Source organism: Nocardia sp. NPDC019395 (assembly GCF_040632335.1).
In the GTDB taxonomy this organism is placed as follows: domain Bacteria; phylum Actinomycetota; class Actinomycetes; order Mycobacteriales; family Mycobacteriaceae; genus Nocardia.
The window spans coordinates 352961-373578 of record NZ_JBEYBT010000003.1 but is presented as its reverse complement, the minus strand read 5'-3'; the positions used below and the strand labels follow the sequence as shown (position 1 = coordinate 373578).

Sequence of the window (20618 nt, the reverse complement as noted above, 5' to 3'; positions counted from 1 at the left end):
CCTCGAGGGGGCGTGCACGCCGGGTTGTTGTCTCTCGCCCCTCCTGACGCTCGGCACGCACGAAAGGTGACGTCCCTGTGGAACTCGTCGAGAAATTCGAGGCGGCCCGGCCCCGGCTGCTGTCGCTGGCCTACCGGATCGTCGGCTCGTATCACGATGCCGAGGACGCGGTGCAGACCGCATGGACCCGGACACAGAGAGCCGATCTGTCCGATGTGGCCAATCTGGAAGGCTGGTTGACCACGGTGACCGCCCGGCTGTGCCTCGATCTACTCCGCGCCCGCGAGCGACGGGGTGAACTCCCGCTGCTGTACGAGGATGTCCCGGGCGAGCAGTCGAGTGCGGACGAGGAATTCCTGCGCCGCGAGGAGGTTTCGCGAGCTCTGCTCGTCTTGCTCGGCGAACTGTCACCCACGCAGCGGGTGGCCTATGTCCTGCACGATCTCTTCGCGGTCCCGTTCGACCGGATCGCCGCCGTGCTCGACGCGACCCCGGCCGCGGCGAAGAAGCTCGCCAGCCGGGCACGCACCCGGCTCCGCGATATCCGGCCGGACGAGCAAGAACCAGAGGTCGACGAACACCTCGAGATCGTCGAGGCGTTCCTGACGGCCGCGCGCGGTGGTGATATCGCCCGGCTCGTCACACTGCTGGCCCCCGATGCCGTCCGGACGGCCGAGCTGAGCCTGCTTCCGGCGGGTGCGCGGACCGACGTACACGGCGCCACCGCCATCGCCGAGGAAACGCGGTTCTTCGCCGACCGGATCGCGGCGGCCGCTCCGGTGCGCATCGCCGGTCATCCCGCGGCGGTCATCGCGCCCGGCGGACATCCCTTCGCGCTCATCCGTTTCCGGATCCAGGACCGGCTCGTCACCGGTATCGAGATCACGCGCTACACACCCGGCGCGATATCGGCGGCCGCCGGGACATGACCCGGAAGATCGCGGCCCGGTTGTCTCACGCGCCGTCGGGCGGGAGCAGTACGTCGCTGTCGAAACACGTATGTGTGCCGGTATGACAGGCAGCGCCCTGCTGGTCCACCACCAGCAGCACCGTATCGCCGTCACAGTCCAGCCGGACCTCGTGCACATACTGGGTATGCCCGGAGGTCTCCCCCTTCACCCAATACTGCTGCCGCGACCGTGAATAGTAGGTGGCGCGGCGGGTTTCGAGGGTGCGGGCCAGCGCTTCGTCGTCCATCCACGCCATCATCAGCACCGCCCCGGTGGCCCGCTCCTGCGCGACCGCCGCGACCAGACCGGCCTCGTTGCGTTTGAGCCGGGCCCCGATCGCCGGATCCAGGCCCATCTCAGCGCACCACCAGATCGTCCGCGCGCAGGGCGTCCTTGACCTGCGGGATGGTCAGCTCCCCGAAGTGGAACACGCTGGCGGCCAGTACGGCATCGGCACCCGCTTGTACGGCCGGCGCGAAATGCTCGACCGCGCCGGCCCCGCCCGAGGCGATCACCGGGATCGAGACGGCGGCGCGGACGGCCTGGATCATCGGCAGATCGAATCCCGCCTTGGTGCCGTCGGCGTCCATCGAATTGAGCAGGATCTCTCCCACGCCGAGCTCGGCACCGCGCGCCGCCCACTCCACGGCGTCGATCCCGGTACCGCGGCGGCCGCCGTGGGTGGTGACCTCCCAGCCCGACGAGGTATCCGGCTCGCCGTCGGGCACGGTACGGGCGTCGACGGACAGCACGATGCACTGCGACCCGAACCGCTGCGACATCTCGTGCAACACTTCGGGACGGGCGATGGCGGCGGTGTTCACCGACACCTTGTCCGCGCCCGCCCGCAGCAACCGGTCGACATCCGCCACCGTGCGCACGCCGCCGCCGACGGTGAGCGGGATGAAGATCTGCTCGGCGGTCCGGGTGACCACGTCGAACATGGTGGCGCGGTCGCCGCTGGAAGCGGTGACGTCGAGGAAGGTGAGTTCGTCGGCACCCTGGGCGTCGTAGGCGGCGGCGAGCTGAACAGGGTCACCGGCATCGCGCAGGTTCTGGAAGTTGACGCCCTTGACCACCCGGCCGGCATCGACATCCAGACAAGGGATAACACGAGTCGCCAGCGTCACGGATTCTCCCTCGTGGCGGTTGGATGCGGTCGGCGGAGGCCGTAGCGAAGGCGGAGGTATCGCATCATGAAATCTCCCTCGCTGCTGCTACATACGGTCGGCGGAGGTATCGCATCATCAGCGTTCCTCACCGCCGTCGGGGGCAGCCGAATCGCTACCGCGATCGGGGGCCGTATCACGATCATCGCCGATCGGCGCCGCATCGGCGCCGCGGGTGGCTGTGATCATGTCCAGTAGTTCGGCGTGGATTCCGGGAGCGGCGGCCAGCACCGACCCGGAATCGATGGTCCACTCGGCGCCTTCGAGATCGGTGACGACACCGCCCGCGCAGCGCACCATGAGCGCGCCCGCCGCGTTGTCCCACGGATGGTGACCGAAAACGATCGAACCGCCCAGCGTGCCGTCGGCGGTGAAGGCCAGGTCGATACCGGTCGAACCGTGCATCCGCACCCGTGAGGACAACCGGCTCAGCGCACCGAGTACCCGGTGCCGGAACAACCCCGGAACCCGGCCGGTGGATTCGATATTGAAGGCACCGAACCCGATCATCGCCTCGTCGAGAATGCCCGGGGCCAGCGGCGGCTGCGCGACACCGTCGAGCAGGAGCGGGCCACCCGCGATGGCGGCGTACCGGCGGTCCAGCGGCGGGAACCAGGCCATTCCGAGCACCGGTTCCCCGTCACGGACCAGCGCGAGCAGGGTGCCGGTGAGTGGATGGCCGTTCGAATAGTTGAAGGTGCCGTCGATGGGGTCCAGCACCCAGGCGGTACCGCTGGTGAGCACGGGACCACCGAATTCCTCACCGTGCACCTCGATACCCGTCCGGGCCAGGAGCTGACCGGAGATGGTGCGCTCCAGTTCCAGATCGAATTCGGTGGCGAAATCCCGGGACCCCTTGGCCACCGCACTGGGCGCGCCCTGTCCCTCGAGGAACCGCTCGCATACCCCGTCGAGCACTTCGGCGGCCGTGGTCATCAGACCGGCCAGCTCGGTTTCTGCCATGGTCATCGCCTGGAGCCCCCGTTCCTCGCGGTCAACGGACGGCGGCCAGTGCCTCGGGCAGCGTGAACCGGCCCGCGTACAGGGCCTTGCCCACGATCGCGCCTTCGACACCGTCGGGTACGAGTTCGGCGATCGCGGTCAGATCGGCCAGGGCCGAGACCCCGCCCGAGGCGATCACCGGCGCTTCGGTGGCCATACACACCTCGCGCAGCAGATCCAGGTTGGGGCCGGTGAGGGTGCCGTCCTTGGTGACATCGGTGACGACATAGCGGGAGCAGCCGTCACGTTCCAGCCGTTCCAGCACCTCCCAGAGATCCCCGCCGTCGCTGACCCAGCCGCGGCCGCGCAACCGGTACTCGCCGTCGACGATCTGGACATCCAGGCCGACCGCGATCCGGTCGCCGTACTCCGCGATCGCCCGCGCGCACCAGACCGGATCCTCGAGCGCTGCGGTGCCCAGGTTGACCCGGGCGCATCCGGTGGCCAGCGCCGCTTTCAACGAGTCGTCGTCGCGGATACCACCGGACAGTTCGACGGCGACGTCCAGCTCGCCGACCACCCGGGCCAGCAGTTCCCGGTTGGATCCCCGGCCGAACGCCGCGTCCAGGTCCACCAGATGCACCCATTCGGCGCCCGCGTCCTGCCACGCGAGGGCGGCGTCGCGGGGCGAACCGTAACTGGTTTCACTGCCCGCCGCGCCCTGCACCAGGCGGACGGCCTCTCCATTGGCGACATCGACAGCGGGCAGCAGCACAAGACTCACTCGTCACAGCCTAATAGCCCGGTGTTCGCCGGTGCCGCGCACCCGGGGCGAGTCACCGCCGGAACCGGTGAGTTCCCGGTCGAGACCTCGCTAAGGTGATATCACCCACTGGGCCTGCCGACGTGCCCGCTACACTCGTCCCGAACGCGTGAATGGTCACGGACGCGTTACGCGTGAGTGTCACGGACGCGTGATGCGTGAAAGGGAACCGACGCGGCATGTCACGATCTCGAGAAGGTTCGGAGTAGGCGCCATCGATACCGGTCAGTTGATCGCGGATCACTACCGCCTGGTCGAGCAGATTGGTAGCGGCGGCACAGGCGTGGTCTGGCGTGCCGTCGACGAGCGTCTGCAGCGGTCGGTGGCGATCAAGCAGATCCATATCAAGCCAAGTCTGCCGCCCGCCGAGCGCGATGTGCTCCGGCAGCGCGCGGCCCGGGAGGCCCGCAACGCGGCCCGGTTCCAGCATCCGAACGCCATTGTGGTCTTCGATATCACCGAGCACGGCGGCGATCCGTGCCTGGTGATGGAGTACATGAAATCCCGCAGTATGGCGATGGTGCTGTCCACGGGGGGCCCGCTGCCGCTGCCACAGGTCGCGCGGATCGGCGAACAGGTGGCCGCGGCACTCATCGCGGCCCATCAGGCCGGGATCGTGCACCGTGATGTGAAACCGGGAAACGTCCTGCTCGACGACCACGGCACCGTGAAGATCACCGATTTCGGTATCTCCCGGGCCACCGGCGATGTGACCCTCACCGAAACCGGGTTGATCTGCGGCACGGCCGCCTACCTCGCGCCCGAGGTCGCGCGCGGCGCCGACCCGACACCGGCCGCGGATGTGTTCGCACTGGGCGCGACGCTGTTCCACGCGCTGGAGGGGGAGCCGCCGTTCGGTTCCGGAAATCCGCTCAAGGTGCTGTATGCCGCGGCCAACGGCCAGGTGAGCGAACCACAGAACGCCGGCCCGGCCACCGATTTCCTGCTCGATCTGCTGGAGGCCGATCCGCGGCTGCGGCCCACGATGGCGGAGGCCCGCGAACAGCTGGCCCGGTTCGCCGGATATTCCGGCGGTAATTCCGAGCACTCCGGTTTCGTACCCGCACGCGAGGCCTTCGACCGCAACGGACACGACCGCAACGGGCATTCCGGCGGAGCCGCCGTCAGCACGATGGAAACCCCCGCTCCCGGCCGCACCCGCGGCTCGGCGCACGCCGCGGGTCCGCGCCGGCGCCCCGAACCGCGGGACGGCGCGGACCACGACGGACACGACAGCCGGCCTCAGCGGCGCGCACCGAACCATCCCCCGACCACGACTCAGCCCGTCGCGGAGGATTCGCGGTCGGGCGGTGGTGTGCGGCGCGCGGTGATCATCGGCGGTATCGCGGGTGCCGCGGTCGTCGGCGGTGTGCTGTTCTTCAGCTCCTCCGGTTCGGACGACGGCGGACCGGCCCAGGCGGACAATTCGGTGAGCTCCACCGCGCCGAGTGCCTCGGATACCACCGAGACGGCCGGCCCGGCGCTGGGCTCCACACCGAGCACCGGCCAGGTCGAATGGGTTCAGGCCGGCCAGTTGATCGAACAGTTCTATCTGGATCCGGCCGGTTCCTGGGCCCTGCTGACACCGTCCGCGCAGCAGGTCTACAGCAGCCGGCAGGAGTTCGAACAGTACTGGTCGACGCGTACCGTGCAGAGTTTCCAGCGGATCGAGGCCTTCAAGGGCAACAACCCCGACGGCTCGGTGGATATGCGGGTGAACGACCTCAGCTACGGGGGCCAGACCCGCAATCCGACACTGCGGGTGGTGAATTCCGGCGGCACGCTGTTGATCGACAGCGACACCCGCTGACCTGTACCGGGATACGCGATAGCGAGCCCGGGTTATTGTGTGCGGCATGAACATTCGGGCAATGCTCGCCGCGGAGCGAGCGGAGATGACCGCATTGCTGCGGAGTCTGTCCGACACGGAATGGGATGCGCCCACCCTGTGTACCAGCTGGTGCGTGCGTGACCTGATCGGGCATCTGCGCTACGACGCGATCCCGCTGACCGAATACCTCGGGATCACCGTCCGCAACCGCTTCTCGATCGACGGCGTCAACAACGCCATGGCCGCGGAAGGGTCGCGACGGACACCCGCGGAGCTGCTGGCCGAGTTCGAATCCGCGCCCCGGTCGGTATCGCGGCTGTGGCCGCGCCTCGGGCTGGCCGACCTTTTCGTCCATCAGCAGGACATCCGCCGCCCGCTGGGCCGGCTCCGCGATATCCCCGTCGAACGGCTCCGGGCCGTACTCGACCGGCCCGACCCGTTCGCCCGCCCCTGGCGCCACACCAGGGGGCTACAGTTCGTCGCGACAGATTTCGACTGGGTCAAAGGTTCCGGGCCTGCGGTGCGGGGCCGCGGTGAGGCGCTAGCGTTGGCCATGGTGGGCCGGCCGGTGGTCCTGGACGAACTCGAGGGCGAAGGGGTACCGGAACTGCGTCGCCGCTGCAGCTGAACATCCGAAGTTCGCTTCACCGATGGGAGACGTGCAGATGACCGATTCGGCACTCGCCGCCATGGCGGTGATGGTCGGCGAATGGAAGACGACCACCGACCAATTCCCCGACGTCGTCGGGCGGACGACGATCGAGTGGCTGGCCGGCGAGGCCTTCCTGCTCGTGCGCTATACCGTGGCCGGCCCGGCTGTCAGCAGAACCTGGGTCATCGGGACCGACGACGCCTATCCCGAGCGGCTCAAGGTCCTGCAGCACGACAGCAACGGTGACCGCCGGATCTTCAACGGGGCGTTCACGGGGCCGCTGTGGCGGGTCTGGCGCGACGCCCCGGGGTATTCACAACGGCTGACCGGCAATCTCGACGAGACCGGAAACACACTCCGGGCCACCTGGGAACGCTCGGACGCCGAGTTCGACCCGCGCACCTGGGAACACGAACTCGATATCGTCTACACCCGGATCAGCTGACCCGGACCGCACGGATATCCGGTGGTATCGGCCCGATAAGCTGTTGTTACCCAGACAGCCCGAACAAGGACCGATACCACCATGACATCCCGTATCGAGCTCGCCCGCGTGGATCTGCGCGGCCGCACGCCCACCACCGCGCAGCTGCGCACCGCGCTGCCGCGCGGCGGGGTCGATGTGGACTCGGTACTGCATCAGGTGCGGCCGGTAGTGGAGGCGGTCCGCGATCGCGGGGCGGTCGCGGCGCTCGAGTACGGCGCGAAATTCGACGGTGTCACCCCGGCGACAGTGCGTGTTCCGGCGGCGGAACTGGCCGCCGCGCTGGACGGGCTCGATCCGGCGGTGCGGGCGGCGCTCGAGGTCGCGATCGAACGGACCCGGACCGTACACGCCGACCAGCGGCGGACCGACACCACGACAGAGGTCGTACCGGGCGGGACCGTGACGGAGCGCTGGGTGCCCGTGGAGCGGGTCGGGTTGTATGTGCCCGGCGGTAACGCCGTCTACCCGTCCAGTGTCGTGATGAACGTCGTACCCGCCCAGGCGGCCGGGGTGGAGTCGCTGGTGGTCACCTCGCCACCGCAGGAACAGTTCGGCGGGCTGCCGCATCCGACGATTCTGGCCGCGGCGCACCTGCTGGGGGTCGACGAAGTCTGGGCCGTCGGCGGGGCGCAGGCGGTCGCCCTGCTGTCCTACGGGGGCACCGATACCGACGGCGGCGCGCTCACACCGGTCGACCTGATCACCGGTCCCGGCAATATCTATGTCACCGCCGCCAAACGCCTGTGCCGCGGCCTGGTCGGAATCGATGCCGAAGCCGGCCCCACCGAGATCGCGATCCTGGCCGATGCCACCGCCGATCCGGTGCATGTGGCGGCCGATCTGATCAGCCAGGCCGAACACGATGTCCTCGCCGCGAGCGTGCTGGTGACCGACAGTCCCGCCCTCGCGGACGCGGTGGACGCCGCGCTGACCACCCAGCTGACCGTGGTGAAGCACGCCGAGCGGGTCACCGCGGCGCTCACCGGGACCCAATCCGGCACCGTGCTGGTCGACGATATCGATCAGGGTCTGCGGGTGGTCAACGCCTATGCGGCCGAGCACCTGGAGATCCAGACCGCGCAGGCCCCGGCGGTCGCCGCCCGGGTGCGCAGCGCCGGCGCGATCTTCGTCGGACCGTATGCCCCGGTGAGCCTCGGCGATTACTGCGCGGGATCCAATCACGTACTCCCGACGGCCGGCTGCGCCCGGCATTCGTCAGGGCTGAGCGTGCAGACCTTCCTGCGCGGGATCCACGTCGTGGAATACACCGAGGCGGCGTTGAAAGATGTCGCCGGACATGTGGTTGCCCTCGCCGATGCCGAGGATCTGCCCGCCCACGGACAGGCCGTGCGAGCCCGTTTCGAGGCCCTGTCGTGACCGCCCGCACCTCGGCACAGGTCGTCGCGGTACCCGGCGCCGGTATCGGACTCGACGCGCTCCCCTTACGCGAGAGCCTGCGTGGTAAATCCCCCTACGGCGCACCGCAACTCAGCGTGCCCGTGCAACTCAATACGAACGAGAACCCGCATCCGCCGACCCGGGCACTGATCGAGGACGTGGCCGAGGCGGTACGCGCCGTGGCCGCGGATCTGCACCGCTACCCCGACCGTGACGCCGTCGGATTACGCACCGACCTCGCCACCTACCTCACCCGGCAGACCGGTATCGCGGTCGGCGCCGCGAATGTGTGGGCGGCCAACGGATCCAATGAGATCCTGCAGCAACTACTGCAGGCCTTCGGCGGTCCGGGCCGGCGGGCGCTGGGCTTCGTACCGTCGTATTCGATGCATCCGATCATCTCCGAGGGCATCGATACCGAATGGGTCGAGGCGAAACGGGCCGCGGATTTCTCCGTCGATATCGACGCTGCCCTCGCCGCCATCACCGAACGCCGGCCCGATGTGGTGTTCGTGACCAGCCCGAACAACCCCACCGGGCACAGTATCCCGGACGCCGAACTGGCCCGGATCCTCGACGCCGCACCCGGAATCGTCATCGTGGACGAGGCCTACGGCGAGTTCTCCGACGCGCCGAGCGCCATCGGGCTCATCGACCGCTATCCCGCGAAACTCGTGGTCAGCCGGACGATGAGCAAGGCGTTCGCCTTCGCGGGTGGCCGGCTCGGCTATCTCGTCGCCGCTCCTGCGGTGATCGACGCACTGCTGCTGGTGCGGTTGCCGTATCACCTGTCGGTGGTCACCCAGGCGGCCGCCCGCGCGGCCCTGCGGCACGCCGACGAGACCCTCGCGAGCGTCGCGGAACTGGCCGCCCAGCGCGACCGGGTGGCCCGGGCACTCACCGAACTGGGTTTCACGGTGGTACCCAGTGACGCGAACTTCCTGCTCTTCGGGAAGTTCCGGGACGCACCCCGCGCCTGGCGGCACTATCTGGACGAAGGCGTCCTGATCCGCGATGTCGGTATCGGCGGCCATCTGCGCGTCACCATCGGGCTGGCCGCCGAGAACGACGAATTCCTGCGGGTCAGCACGAAACTGGCCGCAACCGAACTGATCGACGACCGGAAGTGAGTATGAACCGAACCGCGCGAGTGGAGCGCACCACCAAGGAATCCAGCATCGTGGTGGAACTGAACCTCGACGGTACCGGGCATACCGATATCTCCACCGGCGTCCCCTTCTACGACCATATGCTCACCGCGCTCGGCAGCCACGCCAGTTTCGACCTGACCGTGCGCGCCGACGGCGATATCGAGATCGAGGCGCACCATACGGTCGAGGACACCGCGATCGTTTTCGGGCAGGCGCTGGGTCAGGCACTGGGCGACAAGAAAGGCATCCGCCGGTTCGGTGACGCCTATATCCCGATGGACGAGACGCTGGCGCACGCCGCCGTCGACGTCTCCGGCCGGCCCTATTGCGTACACACCGGCGAACCCGACCACCTGCTGCACGCCGTGATCCCCGGCGCGCCGGTACGCGGCCGCAACGACCCCGGTGCCCCGTATTCGACGGTGCTCAATCGCCACGTCTTCGAATCCATCGCGCTCAACGCCCGTATCGCACTGCACGTCCGGGTGCTCTACGGCCGCGACCAGCATCATGTCACCGAGGCCGAATACAAGGCGGTGGCCCGGGCCCTGCGCGCGGCGGTAGAACCCGACCCGCGGGTACACGGTGTTCCGTCGACAAAAGGTGCGCTGTGACGGGATATCGCGGCACCTTCGCCGCCCCGTCGGCCACGTGATGTTCCCTACCTCCGCGAACCGTATGCACCGTCTATGAAGGAAGCATCGTGACCTCAGTGGTTCTGCTGGACTACGGCTCCGGCAACCTGCACTCCGCCGAACGGGCCCTGGTGCGGGCCGGCGCGCAGGTCGAGGTGACCGCCGACCATAAAGCCGCCCTCGCGGCCGACGGTCTCGTCGTCCCCGGGGTCGGCGCCTTCGCGGCCTGTATGGCGGGCCTGCTGGAGGTCCGCGGCGACCGCATCATCGGCCAGCGGCTGGCCGGCGGGCGGCCGGTGCTGGGGATCTGCGTGGGTATGCAGATCCTGTTCGAACGCGGGGTGGAGTTCGGCGTGGAGACCGAGGGTTGCGGGGAATGGCCCGGCACCGTCGACAAGCTCGAGGCACCGGTGCTGCCGCATATGGGCTGGAACACCGTCGACGCACCCCAGGACAGCGTGTTGTTCGCCGGTATGGACCCGGGCACCCGCTTCTATTTCGTGCACACCTATGCCGCCCGGTCCTGGGACCTCCCACCCAGCGACCATCTCGCCGCGCCGAAACTCACCTGGACCGAACACGGCGGCCGCTTTCTCGCCGCGGTCGAGAACGGCGCGCTCTCGGCCACCCAGTTCCATCCGGAGAAATCGGGTGACGCCGGTGCCCAACTGCTGTCCAACTGGGTGAAATCCCTCTGAAGCGGCCACCGGCTCTCGATGAGCGTCACCCGCCGATGTTCCGAGCAGAACCGAATGGGGTCGACCGGCTGGTCAGATCGGCGTGAGTGCCCCTCACCGGTCGCCCCGCGCCCGGCCGCACCGGCACCAGCTCCAGCTCGCCGAGCGTTTCCATCAGATTCGCGTCATGCTTGCGCGCGGACGCGCTATGCCGCGCATTTGGCGTTCGGCGGGGCGGGCGGCGCGGCGACCACCCCCGTCGCGACATCGACCAGGTAGTCGCGGTTGGTGCCGAGTGGTTCGGTGCCCAGAACCAGACGTTCGACCACACAGCCCGCCTCGAACAACGCGGGGCCGACATTGTGCCGGCCCGGTTCGACCACGCCGTCCAGGGTGCGCCCGCTGACAATGGAGTACATCGTGCTGGGTTTCCCGGCGAGCATGAGGGCGGCGCGCATCTGCATACTGGCCGAGTACGGGACCACCTCGTCGGCGGTGCCGTGGACGAGGAAGGCGTGCCGGATGTTCATCCGCCCGGCTTGCAGGGCCGGGGAACGTTCCGCGTAGGCGAGAGGGCAGGTGAGCGGCACGCATCCCCCGGCATCACGCTGTATTTGTGCCTGTAGCGCGGGAAAGTCGGCCGCGGGGCCCTGGAAGTGGGTGAACAGATCCGACGGGCCGAAGGTGTCGACCCAGTAGTCGAACAGTCCGGCCGGGCCGTAGGCGGCCGCCAATCCGGAGGTCATGGCCCCCTGGCTCCACCCCCACAGCACGGTCCGGGCGACCCCCGGATGCGTGCCCTTGTACCACTGGGTGCCCGCCACCAGATCACGCCAGCCGGCCCACAGATTCCATTCCCCGGTCGGCCACTGTTGGCTACCACGCATATCCATCGACAGGATCGGGGTCCCGGTGCGCGCGGCGATCGAGACGAGGTATTCCGAATACTGCGACGCGGACGCTTTGTGCCCGTGCGCGGTGACCACCAGTGCGTTGCCGACAGCGCAGCCGTGTGGTTCGAAGAGCAGACCGGTGGCCTGTTCACCGTCGACCTGTACGGCGATCGGGCGCGTCTGCACCGCGCAGGCCTGGGTCGCGGCCGCGGGCGCGGCGGCGAGCAGGGTCGCTGTCAATACGGGTAGCAGCAACCCGGCCAGATAACTCAACGCGCGTCTGCTCATAGCTCGAATATTCCACGTCCGGGCCCTCCGGAGCGGGAACCTGGCTGGGCCGGTCGGCAATTCGCGCGCGGCGCGGTGGCTGTCGGAGCCCACCGTTAGCATCCGTGGCATGTACAGCTTCACCACCGCGCAGCGGCGAGCCCGGCTCGGGGTCCGGCATCGGCTGGCGGCCGAGCACCGCGGCACGGACGTCACCGAGATCGCGCGTTCGGTGGTCGTCCTCCATGCCACCGACCCGGCGACAGTGCACCTGTCGGTCGCCGCCCGGGGTCACGGGCTCGGTCCCGCGCAGGTCGAGCAAGCACTGTACGAAGACCGGACACTGCTGCGCATGCTCGCAATGCGCCGCACCATGTTCGTGGCACCGGTCGAACTGGCGCCGGTCCTGCACGCCTCCTGCGCCACCGATCTCGCCCACAGACAACGACGCACCTACGCGAAGTTCCTGTCGCAGGCCGGTATCGGCGGTGACGACCCGGAGGCCTGGCTGGCCGCCGTCGCCGAGGACACCCATCGCGCGCTGCTGGCCCGGGGCAGCGCCACCGGCGCCCAGTTGAGCAAGGATGTTCCGGCACTACGCACCCAGATCAATACGAACCCGGAGAAGTCCTACTCCCGGCCCACCGGTATCACCAGCTGGGTTCTGGTCCTGCTCGGTACCGAGGGCCGGATCATCCGCGCACGTCCCAACGGCAGCTGGTCGAGCAGCCAGTACTCCTGGGCGCCTGTCGAATCCTGGCTCCCGGCGCGAATCGATGAACTCGGTGCCGAGGAGGCCCGCACCGAACTGGTCCGGCAATGGCTGCGCTCCTTCGGCCCGGCACCGATCGGGGATATCAAATGGTGGACGGGCTGGCCCCTCGCTCAGGTTCGCAAGGCGCTGGCCGGGCTGGAGACCGTCGAAGTCGATCTCGACGGCACCCCCGGGATCCTGCTCGCCGACGATCTCGAACCCGTCGCCGCGCCGCAACCGTGGGCCGCCCTGCTGCCCGCTCTGGATCCCACCCCGATGGGCTGGCAAGCACGCGACTGGTACCTGGGCGAACACCGGCCGCAGCTGTTCGATCGCAGCGGCAATATCGGGCCGAGCATCTGGTACGACGGCCGGATCGTCGGCGGCTGGGCCCAGCGTAAGGACGGCGAGATCGTGACCCGGCTGCTCGAGGATATCGGCGCCGACGCCCGCGCACTCGTCGCCGCCGAGGCCGAACGCGCCGCGGGCTGGTACGGAGATATCCGTCCGATACCCCGTTTCCGAACCCCCGTGGAGCGGGAGCTCACCGCGTGATCGCCGCCGCGTACGCGTAGATTGTCCGATATGCGTATTCGGACCTTCCGCGAAGAGGATCGCCTCGCGTTGCGGCGACTGTTCACCCGGGCGGGCCGAGGATCACCGACCGAAACCCTCTGGGGGCATCCGGAATCCGAGGCGCAGATCTACCTCGAGCCGTATATGGATCTCGAGCCCGAGTCGCTGTACCTCGCCGAAGCCGACGGCGAACTGCTCGGCTATCTCACCGGATGCGTGGACACCGCGGCGTTCCCGAGCGAGAACGACCGGATCGACAAGGCCGTTCGCGCGCACCGCCTGATCCTGCGCCGCCGCCCCGCCGCCTTTTTCGCGCGCAGTGCGCTCGACGCCGCCGGTGCGGCACTACGCCGCGCACCGTCCGCCGGAGAAATACACGATCCACGCTGGCCCGCGCACCTGCATATCAACGTCGCGCCCGAGGCGCGCGGCACCGGCGCCGCCGACGGGCTGATGGAGCGATGGTTCGTACGACTCCGGGTGGCGGGTTCGCCCGGTTGCCACCTCCAGACCCTGGTCGAGAACACCCGGGCGGTCAGGTTCTTCGGACGCATGGGTTTCACCGCACACGGCCCGACACCTGCGGTGCCGGGGATGCGCTACCTGGGGGAACGGGTCCACCAACGGACCATGGTCCAGAGCTTCTGACCGGTTCCCCGGCCCGGGCGACTTCCGATCCGGATATCAGCTCCGTCCCGGTCGCTCGGGCCGCGTAATCGTCGGACATCGGGCCCAGCAGCGTGACGAGGGTGCGTCGTCCGGCCGCGGACAGGACGCGGTCAGGTCGTTGCCCACGGTGCGCGAATCAGCGCCGCGAGATCATCGCCGGGCAGTTCGATATCGAACACCTTCGCCAGCGTCTCCGGCAACTCCGCGAGGTCCAGCTCCCGCGACCGGCTGGAACCGTCGGGGTGTTCCGTGGTCAGGGTGCGGCCGTCGAGTATGTGGTGAACGTCCGGGAGGAAACGCTGGACGAACGGCCGCTGAGTGAACGGTGACCGGGGTGATGTCGCGACGAAATGGTTGCCGACCTCGTAGTCCACCCGGTACTGCGGCGCGAGCGTGAAGGCGTAGCGGTCCACCCACCCCTGCCCGGCGAACTGATGCAGTACCCACTGCTCGGTCTCCAGCTCGCCGTACTCCCGTACGAGCCGGAACCGCCACTCCCCGAGCGTGAACTCTTCCGGGCTGTCGACCAGCGCGTACGGTTCCGCCGGGCCGCTCCCAAACCCCACGTCGACCAGCCACACCCGCTCGTCGTCGGCGGCGGTGACCCGGAGCAGCGCATGGGTAGCCGGTCGCAACCCACCCGAACCCATCGTCACCCGCCCAGCGAGCCCGGTGACCCCGAACCCGAACCGCTCCAGCGCCGCCGCGAACACGACGACGTTCTCATAGCAGTAGCCCCCGCGCCGTTGCCGCAACAGCTTGTCCTGCAACGTTTCCAGATCCAGCGGCACCGGGCGGCCCAGTACCGCTTCCAAGTTCTCGAACGGTATGGCGGTGGTGTGGGCGGCGACCAGCGCTCGCAACGCGGACACGGTGGGGGTGCGCGGCCCGGTGTATCCGATCCGCGTCAGATACAGGTCCAGGTCCAGGTCACCGCCGTTCCAGTGGTAGGCCTCGTCCGCAGGCTTCGGCATCGCACTCCTCGTTTCACCGGGGGTCGTCCCGAGTAACCCACTCCGCACGGCAAATGTTCCGCGACCGTACACCGACGCGATCAGCGATTCGACCTGCGACGCCGCGGCGGGGTAGCACTCCCCGGGCCGATCGACGTTCCGCGTTATTTCGCGTTGCCTCGCGTCCATACACCGCCGGAGTCACCGCGCGCCCAGGACTCGGACCAGTCCCACAGCGGTTGCAGGCCTTCACTGAGACCGACCCCCGCCGTTGTGAGTTCATAGGCGCCTTTCGGCCCATGTTTTTCCACCAGCCCCGCGGCCTGCAACTGCTGCAGTCGATTCGACAGCATGCTCGAGGAGCAGTTGCCCATTCTGCGGCGCAACTCCAGAAAACCGAGCGGTCCCGGTTCGAGCTCCCATACGACCCGCAGCATCCACCGCTGCCCCAGGAGGTCGATTGCCGCCAGGATCGAGCCGTGGGCGTCGTCGCCGCCACTCGCCCCACGGGGCGCACCATTTGCGCTTCTCATTTCGAAGCACCATAGTTGGTTCTCGATTAGAAGCACCGTGCAGATGGGAGGAGTTACCCATGGACCGACCGGACCTGAGCGGACGACGGATCGTGCTGGTGACAGGCGCTTCTCGCGGAGTCGGCGCGGCGACAGCCCTACGCCTCGCCGCACCGGATACCCATGTCGTGGTCAATTACCGGGAGAAGCTCAAACGGGCCCTGACCGTCGTCGAGGACATCGCCTCCGCGGGCGGAAGCGCCTCGGCGATCGGCGCGGATCTATCCGACGCCGCCGAGACCGCCACCATGCTCGACCACATCCGCGACGAATTCGGCCGGTTGGACGCACTGGTGCTGAACGCGTCCGGCGGTCTGGAACGCACCGTCGACCCCGGATACGCCCTCCGGCTCAACCGGGACTCGCAAGTCCGCTTGGCCACATCCGCCCTGCCACTAATCCCGGCCGGCGGTCGGATCGTCTTCGTCACCAGCCATCAAGCGCATTTCCACCTCGAAGGCGGACCGCTGCCCCAGGGATACGGGCCGGTCGCCGCCGGTAAACGCGCGGGCGAGCACGCGCTACGAGCCCTCATCCCGGATTTCAACGCCCGCGGGGTCGGCTTCGTGGTCGTCTCCGGCGATATGATCGACGGCACGATCATCGTCCGACTCCTCGAGCGGCGCGACCCCGAGGCCGTTGCCACCCGCCGCACCGGCGGCCCCCTCCCGACCCTCGATCAATTCGCCGGCGCCATCGTCCGGGCCGTCGACGCCCCTGTCCCCTCCGGACACACCTTCTACGTCGGAGGACACGACTACCTCGGCGACTCCCGTCTACCTCCCGAGGCAGCCACTATGCTGCCTTGACAAGATCCGACGCCCCGAAAGCTCGCGCATGACCGCTGAACTACGTTCCCTCACAGTTCGTATCGACACCGGCCGATGGAGCGAAACCGTTCTCGACGCTGTGGATCTGATCGTGCCACGCGGCCGGATCACCGCCGTGCTCGGCGGCCCTGGCGCCGGCAAGACAATGGCAGCATCGGCCCTGACAGGACAATTGCCCGCCGCAGCGCAGGTCCAGGGGCAGGTCCTGATCAATGACGAGGTCGTCCACGATCAGCAGTGGCCCCGACTACGCGGCCACATCGTCGGCTACGTGCCCCAGGAGGGCGTTACCGCGTTCGATTCCGCGGAGACCGTCGGCGCACAACTGCGCAAATTGGAACGGCACCACCGGGCCTGGAGTGTCGAGCGAGCGTGCGCAGCAGCCCACTACCCGGAGTACGCCCTGGACCTGCTGCCCCAGCAGAACTCCGGCGGTCAGATTCAACGCGCCGCACTCGCCGCGGCACTCCTACCCGCACCGCCCGTCCTCATCGCGGACGGACCCGCCGCATCCCTCGATATGGAGACGGCGTATCACGTGTGGAAGTCCTTGCGAGAGTATGCCGATTCCGGTGCCGCGGTCCTCACCATCAGTAACGATGTGCGGATGCTGACCACCGGCGGCTTCGCCGACCGGATGGTGATAATGCACGAGGGCCGAATCCTCGCCGCCGGTTCGACAGCAGAGCTGTCCGATTCCCCGGACCCATACGTGCGAGCCATTATCGAATCAGGCCACTGACCGGATCAGTCCGTGCCATGCGGGCTATTGGTCATATATGCAAGGTCTTTCGGATTTCTCCTGCCAGCGCGGAATTCCCTGCGGCAATGAACTTCTGACGCCGGCCCATAGCTCGATTGATGGTTTCCATCGATCCCAGACCGCAGTCCAGTGGCAGTAGCGTGCCGTACAGGTCCGTGACGGTTCCGCCGGCCGAATACAGGATGTAGTGCCCCGGGGACAGGTCCCAGACCGCGAAGCCTTTCGCGAATTCGACCATTGCGTCAGAGAAGCCGGCTGCCACGTGGCACAGGCCGACGGACCCGAAGTCCACACCGATACGACCCTTCGCTTTCCCCGCACCGGAAACCGCACTCAACGCGTCGATGAAGTCGCTTTGCCGAGCGAGCGGCCGGAACCGCTGTTCAGGGCGCATCAAATAATTGGTGACCAGCGCCTCGGACAGACTCGGCGGCGAAGGCTGAGCCAAGCGGTGCTCGGCACCGTCAGCGGTGATCAGGAAGGCAATATCGTCGCCCGCAGCGTCTCTGGCGGCAACGTACGCCTGGACATGGTGGAAGATATCTCCGACAACGGCGACGATCGGCCTGGCCAGCGCGCGGGAGTAGATGAGGATGTGGGTGTAGCCGTGCAGAGCCCGCACGGCGAGCTCGCTGGTGTCGAGCGGATCGACGAGCACACAGAGGTCCGGGTCCGGGTCGTCACCGACGAGCTCGGGATCGGCTTCCTCGGACGCGTAGATGAACGAAGGTATGAGCTCGGTCAGCAGATCCTTGTACCGCCGGTGCATCCACAGGTCGTAGTCGGACAGGAAGTTGTCCTGGTGACGTAGGTTCTCGTTCTCCGCGCGCCGCCCGGACAACGCGGCTCCGATCAGCCGCGGACGAACTTCGATCATCAGCCGGCGGACGAGACCGACGAGGCGCTGGGCAAGTTCGGGGATCGCACCTCCGCCGCTCACAAGCGGTCACATTCCTGATCGGTCATCGCAACTCCAATGGTGGCTCGATTCCTGGCGGACTCATTGTGGCGGCAATGAATACCGCCTCGAGGTCGGCGGCGTGCATGATTGCCGCCCCAGTCAGATCGTCGAAACTCTTCACCCGCAGGTCCAGGCTCTTGGTCATGGCACCGAACACTGCGAAGTACAGGTCGGCCTGCGGGTACAGCGCACGTACCCGCCGGGTGAGGTATCCGATGACGTCGGCATGTTTCACCTCGAAATCGCAGATGAGGATGCTGGTCGCGCCTTCGCCCGGTGGAAAGTACGAAGCATCATCCAGTTCGATCCCGTCCCGCACCTTATTGCAGCGTAGATAGCCGATTTTGCACCGTGCGAAGCTGCCGGATGCCAAGAAGGATGCCATGACAAGACCGGCCTCGTTGACACCGAGGCATACGTCCACGTCCAATCGTCGTCCGACATTCTTGATCTGCGACGCCAAGCGCTCCACGCCGTACCCGAATGTCTCCCAGGTCAAGTCCAGAAGTCTGCCCGGCTCGGGATTCGGCAAGGTGAACGCGATGACTTCGGGGTTGCCGTATTCGACGGTGGGCACCGCCAAGCTGAACTCGTGACCTACCTGCGCCATGGATCCACCTGACGCTGTGGCCGGTTGGGATTCCGAAGTAACTCGCGTTGGGGTCTGCCCTGTACCCGACTGCGGGGTGGAGGTGAACTGTTTGAGGGACAGCTGGTCTTCGATCGGCAATCGTTCGTAGGCTTCTGCGACCAGTTCGGTCGGTGATATCTGCTCCTCCGCCGCGCCGAGCGGTCCCCGGCCGTACGCGGCACACAGGATCAGCACACTTGATATGGACGGTGGTGATCCGCGTCCGCGGCCACGAGCCCAAGCCTCCCAAGCGTTTATGGATGTTCCACCCAGACTCGTCTGGTTGCCGGTGACCTCGTTGTAACGCTCGGCGGCCTGGTCCTGAGAGAGACCTGCGGCGTATCGGTAGGCCTGAAGACTCGGCACATCCGGATACCTGGCCATCAGTTCCGTAGCCGCGCCCGCCACCGATCTCAGCTCGGCCCACAGCCTTTTGCCCAGAGCGGCCATCTCACGGCCCCGGGCCTGCGGATTGAATCCGGGGTTCGGTCCAGAACGCCCTTTTCTCGGTGTCGCTGAAACCCCCACAGCCCTCAACCCTCCACATCCGGAACGGTATCGACGGACCGAGATTACCCATCACGATGGGCAACGTCAGGGTATTGCCGGAAAACCCCCAGTTCAGCGAGACCTCGAGACCGGTGCGTCGACGCACCGCCAGGCAGGTGCCGAGCACCCGCCGGGAATGCGAGCGTCATTGGGACACAGGATCAACCAGCATGGGGGTCATCGCCTATGGAACGCTCCGCACACCACGACAGAGATCGCGCCACCTCTTCGATCCGTCCGGAACCGAGCGATATCGCACGGCTGCAACGCGAAATCGACGGAGTCATCGCCCGATGGCGCGAATCCCACCCGAGCGAGGTGCACCGTGGCCGGTGAAACCGTATGCGAGCACCACACCGGTCCGTGGATCATCAAGCATATGCTGGGCCCGGCTCGGTATTCGGGCGGAATGCTGCTCGTGCGCTGCCCGGAGTCCAACTTCTGTCTTCGCACAGTGCGCCAGTTGTGGCCGGACGGATCGCTTTTCATTTCCGGAATATTCCCGGCTCCTGCCCATGGGTAGACGTGCAAGTGGCCGAGGCGATCCCGGTCTGCGGGTGCGAACCGTACATCACCACCCGGCAGCTGCGGATCGTGTTGCGGACCGGCGGACATCCGACAGGACCGATTCGAGCGATCAACTGCCCGGGCGGTTGCACCGGTCTTGTCTCCGTGGCCGACGGGCGGATCACCGAACACAGAGGAGGGAGCTGCCCATGGTGCACAATCCGAATCGTGGACCAGGGCCGGTACCCGCCGATCCTGACACCCGAGCGCGCGGAAGGGAATCTGCCGGATTGTTGACGCGAGTCAGCGTTTCACGCTGCGCGGAGCCGGTCGAATGCTCGGGGAGATGGTCCTCGGCCGACGTATGTTGTGATCTGGGCGGAGCAAGCCTCGACGCTGTCGGTGCTGGTGTCGACTTCGAGGTCATAGATCCCGTGGGCGTGGACCGAGCCGATCTGTTCGACTGCTGTGCCGGTCGGGCGGTCGCCGCGCTGCTGTTCACGACGCTGTAGTTCATCGAGGGAATAGTGGACGCCGATGAAGACCACGTCGATGCCGGTCGTGACGGTCAGGCAATCGCGAAGCCGCCACGGTTCGCTGAGGACGTGATCCATGACGACGTCGTTGCCTGCCGATGCCATAGCAACGACTGCTCGATGGAAACCTGCTCGGGTTCGCCGGAGGACTTCGGCGAGTGCGGTGCCATCGAGTTCGTGGGTGCGGATTTCCGATCGCATCGCGCCGATCATGTCGACGCTCATATGGAAGAAGGGTCGGTCGAGGTCGATCAGCAGCCGCCGCGCGATGCTCGACTTGCCCGAACTGGACACCCCATTGAGAAGAATGACCTGGCCGGGCGCAACCTCGGTCGCATGGTCGAGTGCTGCGAGCACGTTGGTGGGATCGTCCATGGCTTTCATGGTGTCGCAGCTGGCCGGAAACCAGCGGCAAGAGCGTCGGGTCGTGGCCGAGTTTCGA

General features: G+C 67.4%; 22 protein-coding genes. 12 read left to right on the top strand and 10 right to left on the bottom strand.

The genetic code is table 11. The annotated features are described in order from the left end of the window. Nucleotides 1-77 precede the first annotated feature (77 nt). Complete coding sequence (locus tag ABZ827_RS12690) at nucleotides 78-929, top strand: sigma-70 family RNA polymerase sigma factor (RefSeq protein ID WP_357236399.1); 852 nt, start codon at nucleotides 78-80, stop codon at nucleotides 927-929. Between the two features lie 25 nt (nucleotides 930-954). Here the strand turns inward: ABZ827_RS12690 and hisI are convergent, their stop codons facing one another. The 4 genes from hisI to priA form a co-directional block, all read right to left on the bottom strand. Next, nucleotides 955-1305 carry a phosphoribosyl-AMP cyclohydrolase gene (gene hisI, locus ABZ827_RS12685; protein WP_357236397.1) on the bottom strand — a complete coding sequence of 117 codons (351 nt, stop codon included), beginning with the start codon at nucleotides 1303-1305 and terminating at the stop codon, nucleotides 955-957. Nucleotide 1306: 1 nt separating this feature from the next. Next, nucleotides 1307-2080: an imidazole glycerol phosphate synthase subunit HisF gene (hisF, locus tag ABZ827_RS12680; RefSeq protein ID WP_357236395.1), complete on the bottom strand. Its 774-nt coding sequence runs from the start codon at nucleotides 2078-2080 to the stop codon at nucleotides 1307-1309. A 117-nt stretch (nucleotides 2081-2197) separates the two neighbouring features. Continuing rightward, entirely contained in the window at nucleotides 2198-3088 is an 891-nt protein-coding gene (locus tag ABZ827_RS12675; RefSeq protein ID WP_357236393.1) for an inositol monophosphatase family protein, read from the bottom strand. Nucleotides 3089-3113: 25 nt separating this feature from the next. Further along, the gene (gene priA / locus ABZ827_RS12670; protein WP_357236391.1) at nucleotides 3114-3845 is read right to left on the bottom strand and encodes a bifunctional 1-(5-phosphoribosyl)-5-((5-phosphoribosylamino)methylideneamino)imidazole-4-carboxamide isomerase/phosphoribosylanthranilate isomerase PriA; all 732 of its coding nucleotides are present in this window, start codon (nucleotides 3843-3845) and stop codon (nucleotides 3114-3116) included. 193 nt (nucleotides 3846-4038) lie between these two features. Here priA and ABZ827_RS12665 point away from each other — a divergent pair, with 193 nt between their 5' ends. From ABZ827_RS12665 to hisH, 7 genes are all read left to right on the top strand, one after another. Then, the gene (locus tag ABZ827_RS12665) at nucleotides 4039-5694 is read left to right on the top strand and encodes a serine/threonine-protein kinase (RefSeq protein ID WP_357236389.1); all 1656 of its coding nucleotides are present in this window, start codon (nucleotides 4039-4041) and stop codon (nucleotides 5692-5694) included. 46 nt (nucleotides 5695-5740) lie between these two features. Continuing rightward, on the top strand, nucleotides 5741-6343 hold the full coding sequence (locus ABZ827_RS12660) for a maleylpyruvate isomerase family mycothiol-dependent enzyme (protein ID WP_357236387.1): 603 nt from the start codon (nucleotides 5741-5743) through the stop codon (nucleotides 6341-6343). A 37-nt stretch (nucleotides 6344-6380) separates the two neighbouring features. Further along, complete coding sequence (locus tag ABZ827_RS12655; RefSeq protein WP_357236385.1) at nucleotides 6381-6812, top strand: hypothetical protein; 432 nt, start codon at nucleotides 6381-6383, stop codon at nucleotides 6810-6812. 81 nt (nucleotides 6813-6893) lie between these two features. Next, nucleotides 6894-8231, top strand: coding sequence for a histidinol dehydrogenase (hisD, locus tag ABZ827_RS12650; protein ID WP_357236383.1), 1338 nt, complete (start codon nucleotides 6894-6896; stop codon nucleotides 8229-8231). Continuing rightward, nucleotides 8228-9382 carry a histidinol-phosphate transaminase gene (locus tag ABZ827_RS12645; protein WP_357236381.1) on the top strand — a complete coding sequence of 385 codons (1155 nt, stop codon included), beginning with the start codon at nucleotides 8228-8230 and terminating at the stop codon, nucleotides 9380-9382. Before hisD ends, ABZ827_RS12645 begins: the two co-directional genes overlap by 4 nt. A gap of 2 nt (nucleotides 9383-9384) precedes the next feature. Next, entirely contained in the window at nucleotides 9385-10017 is a 633-nt protein-coding gene (gene hisB / locus ABZ827_RS12640; RefSeq protein WP_357236379.1) for an imidazoleglycerol-phosphate dehydratase HisB, read from the top strand. An 86-nt stretch (nucleotides 10018-10103) separates the two neighbouring features. Beyond that, on the top strand, nucleotides 10104-10736 hold the full coding sequence (gene hisH / locus ABZ827_RS12635) for an imidazole glycerol phosphate synthase subunit HisH (protein WP_357236654.1): 633 nt from the start codon (nucleotides 10104-10106) through the stop codon (nucleotides 10734-10736). 185 nt (nucleotides 10737-10921) lie between these two features. On the opposite strand, the gene ABZ827_RS12630 is transcribed toward hisH, so the two are convergent. Further along, a complete protein-coding gene (locus ABZ827_RS12630; RefSeq protein WP_357236377.1) occupies nucleotides 10922-11896 on the bottom strand; it encodes a prolyl oligopeptidase family serine peptidase in 975 nt (324 codons plus the stop codon). A gap of 109 nt (nucleotides 11897-12005) precedes the next feature. Here ABZ827_RS12630 and ABZ827_RS12625 point away from each other — a divergent pair, with 109 nt between their 5' ends. Beyond that, entirely contained in the window at nucleotides 12006-13184 is a 1179-nt protein-coding gene (locus ABZ827_RS12625; RefSeq protein ID WP_357236375.1) for a winged helix DNA-binding domain-containing protein, read from the top strand. 30 nt (nucleotides 13185-13214) lie between these two features. Further along, on the top strand, nucleotides 13215-13853 hold the full coding sequence (locus ABZ827_RS12620; RefSeq protein WP_357236373.1) for a GNAT family N-acetyltransferase: 639 nt from the start codon (nucleotides 13215-13217) through the stop codon (nucleotides 13851-13853). Nucleotides 13854-13984: 131 nt separating this feature from the next. Here ABZ827_RS12620 and ABZ827_RS12615 read toward each other — a convergent pair whose 3' ends face one another. Both ABZ827_RS12615 and ABZ827_RS12610 read right to left on the bottom strand, forming a co-directional pair. Continuing rightward, nucleotides 13985-14848: an arylamine N-acetyltransferase gene (locus tag ABZ827_RS12615; RefSeq protein ID WP_357236371.1), complete on the bottom strand. Its 864-nt coding sequence runs from the start codon at nucleotides 14846-14848 to the stop codon at nucleotides 13985-13987. Nucleotides 14849-14991: 143 nt separating this feature from the next. Further along, complete coding sequence (locus tag ABZ827_RS12610; protein ID WP_357236369.1) at nucleotides 14992-15360, bottom strand: helix-turn-helix domain-containing protein; 369 nt, start codon at nucleotides 15358-15360, stop codon at nucleotides 14992-14994. Between the two features lie 59 nt (nucleotides 15361-15419). Here ABZ827_RS12610 and ABZ827_RS12605 point away from each other — a divergent pair, with 59 nt between their 5' ends. Both ABZ827_RS12605 and ABZ827_RS12600 read left to right on the top strand, forming a co-directional pair. Beyond that, the gene (locus tag ABZ827_RS12605; protein WP_357236367.1) at nucleotides 15420-16208 is read left to right on the top strand and encodes an SDR family oxidoreductase; all 789 of its coding nucleotides are present in this window, start codon (nucleotides 15420-15422) and stop codon (nucleotides 16206-16208) included. Between the two features lie 28 nt (nucleotides 16209-16236). Beyond that, nucleotides 16237-16971 (top strand): ATP-binding cassette domain-containing protein, encoded by a 735-nt coding sequence (locus ABZ827_RS12600; RefSeq protein WP_357236365.1) that lies wholly within the window; start codon nucleotides 16237-16239, stop codon nucleotides 16969-16971. A 31-nt stretch (nucleotides 16972-17002) separates the two neighbouring features. Here ABZ827_RS12600 and ABZ827_RS12595 read toward each other — a convergent pair whose 3' ends face one another. From ABZ827_RS12595 to ABZ827_RS12585, 3 genes are all read right to left on the bottom strand, one after another. Then, nucleotides 17003-17932 carry an inositol monophosphatase family protein gene (locus ABZ827_RS12595; RefSeq protein WP_357236363.1) on the bottom strand — a complete coding sequence of 310 codons (930 nt, stop codon included), beginning with the start codon at nucleotides 17930-17932 and terminating at the stop codon, nucleotides 17003-17005. 22 nt (nucleotides 17933-17954) lie between these two features. After that, nucleotides 17955-18950: a helix-turn-helix transcriptional regulator gene (locus ABZ827_RS12590; protein ID WP_357236361.1), complete on the bottom strand. Its 996-nt coding sequence runs from the start codon at nucleotides 18948-18950 to the stop codon at nucleotides 17955-17957. 1001 nt (nucleotides 18951-19951) lie between these two features. Continuing rightward, nucleotides 19952-20551, bottom strand: coding sequence for an AAA family ATPase (locus tag ABZ827_RS12585; protein WP_357236359.1), 600 nt, complete (start codon nucleotides 20549-20551; stop codon nucleotides 19952-19954). Between the last annotated feature and the right edge of the window lie 67 nt (nucleotides 20552-20618).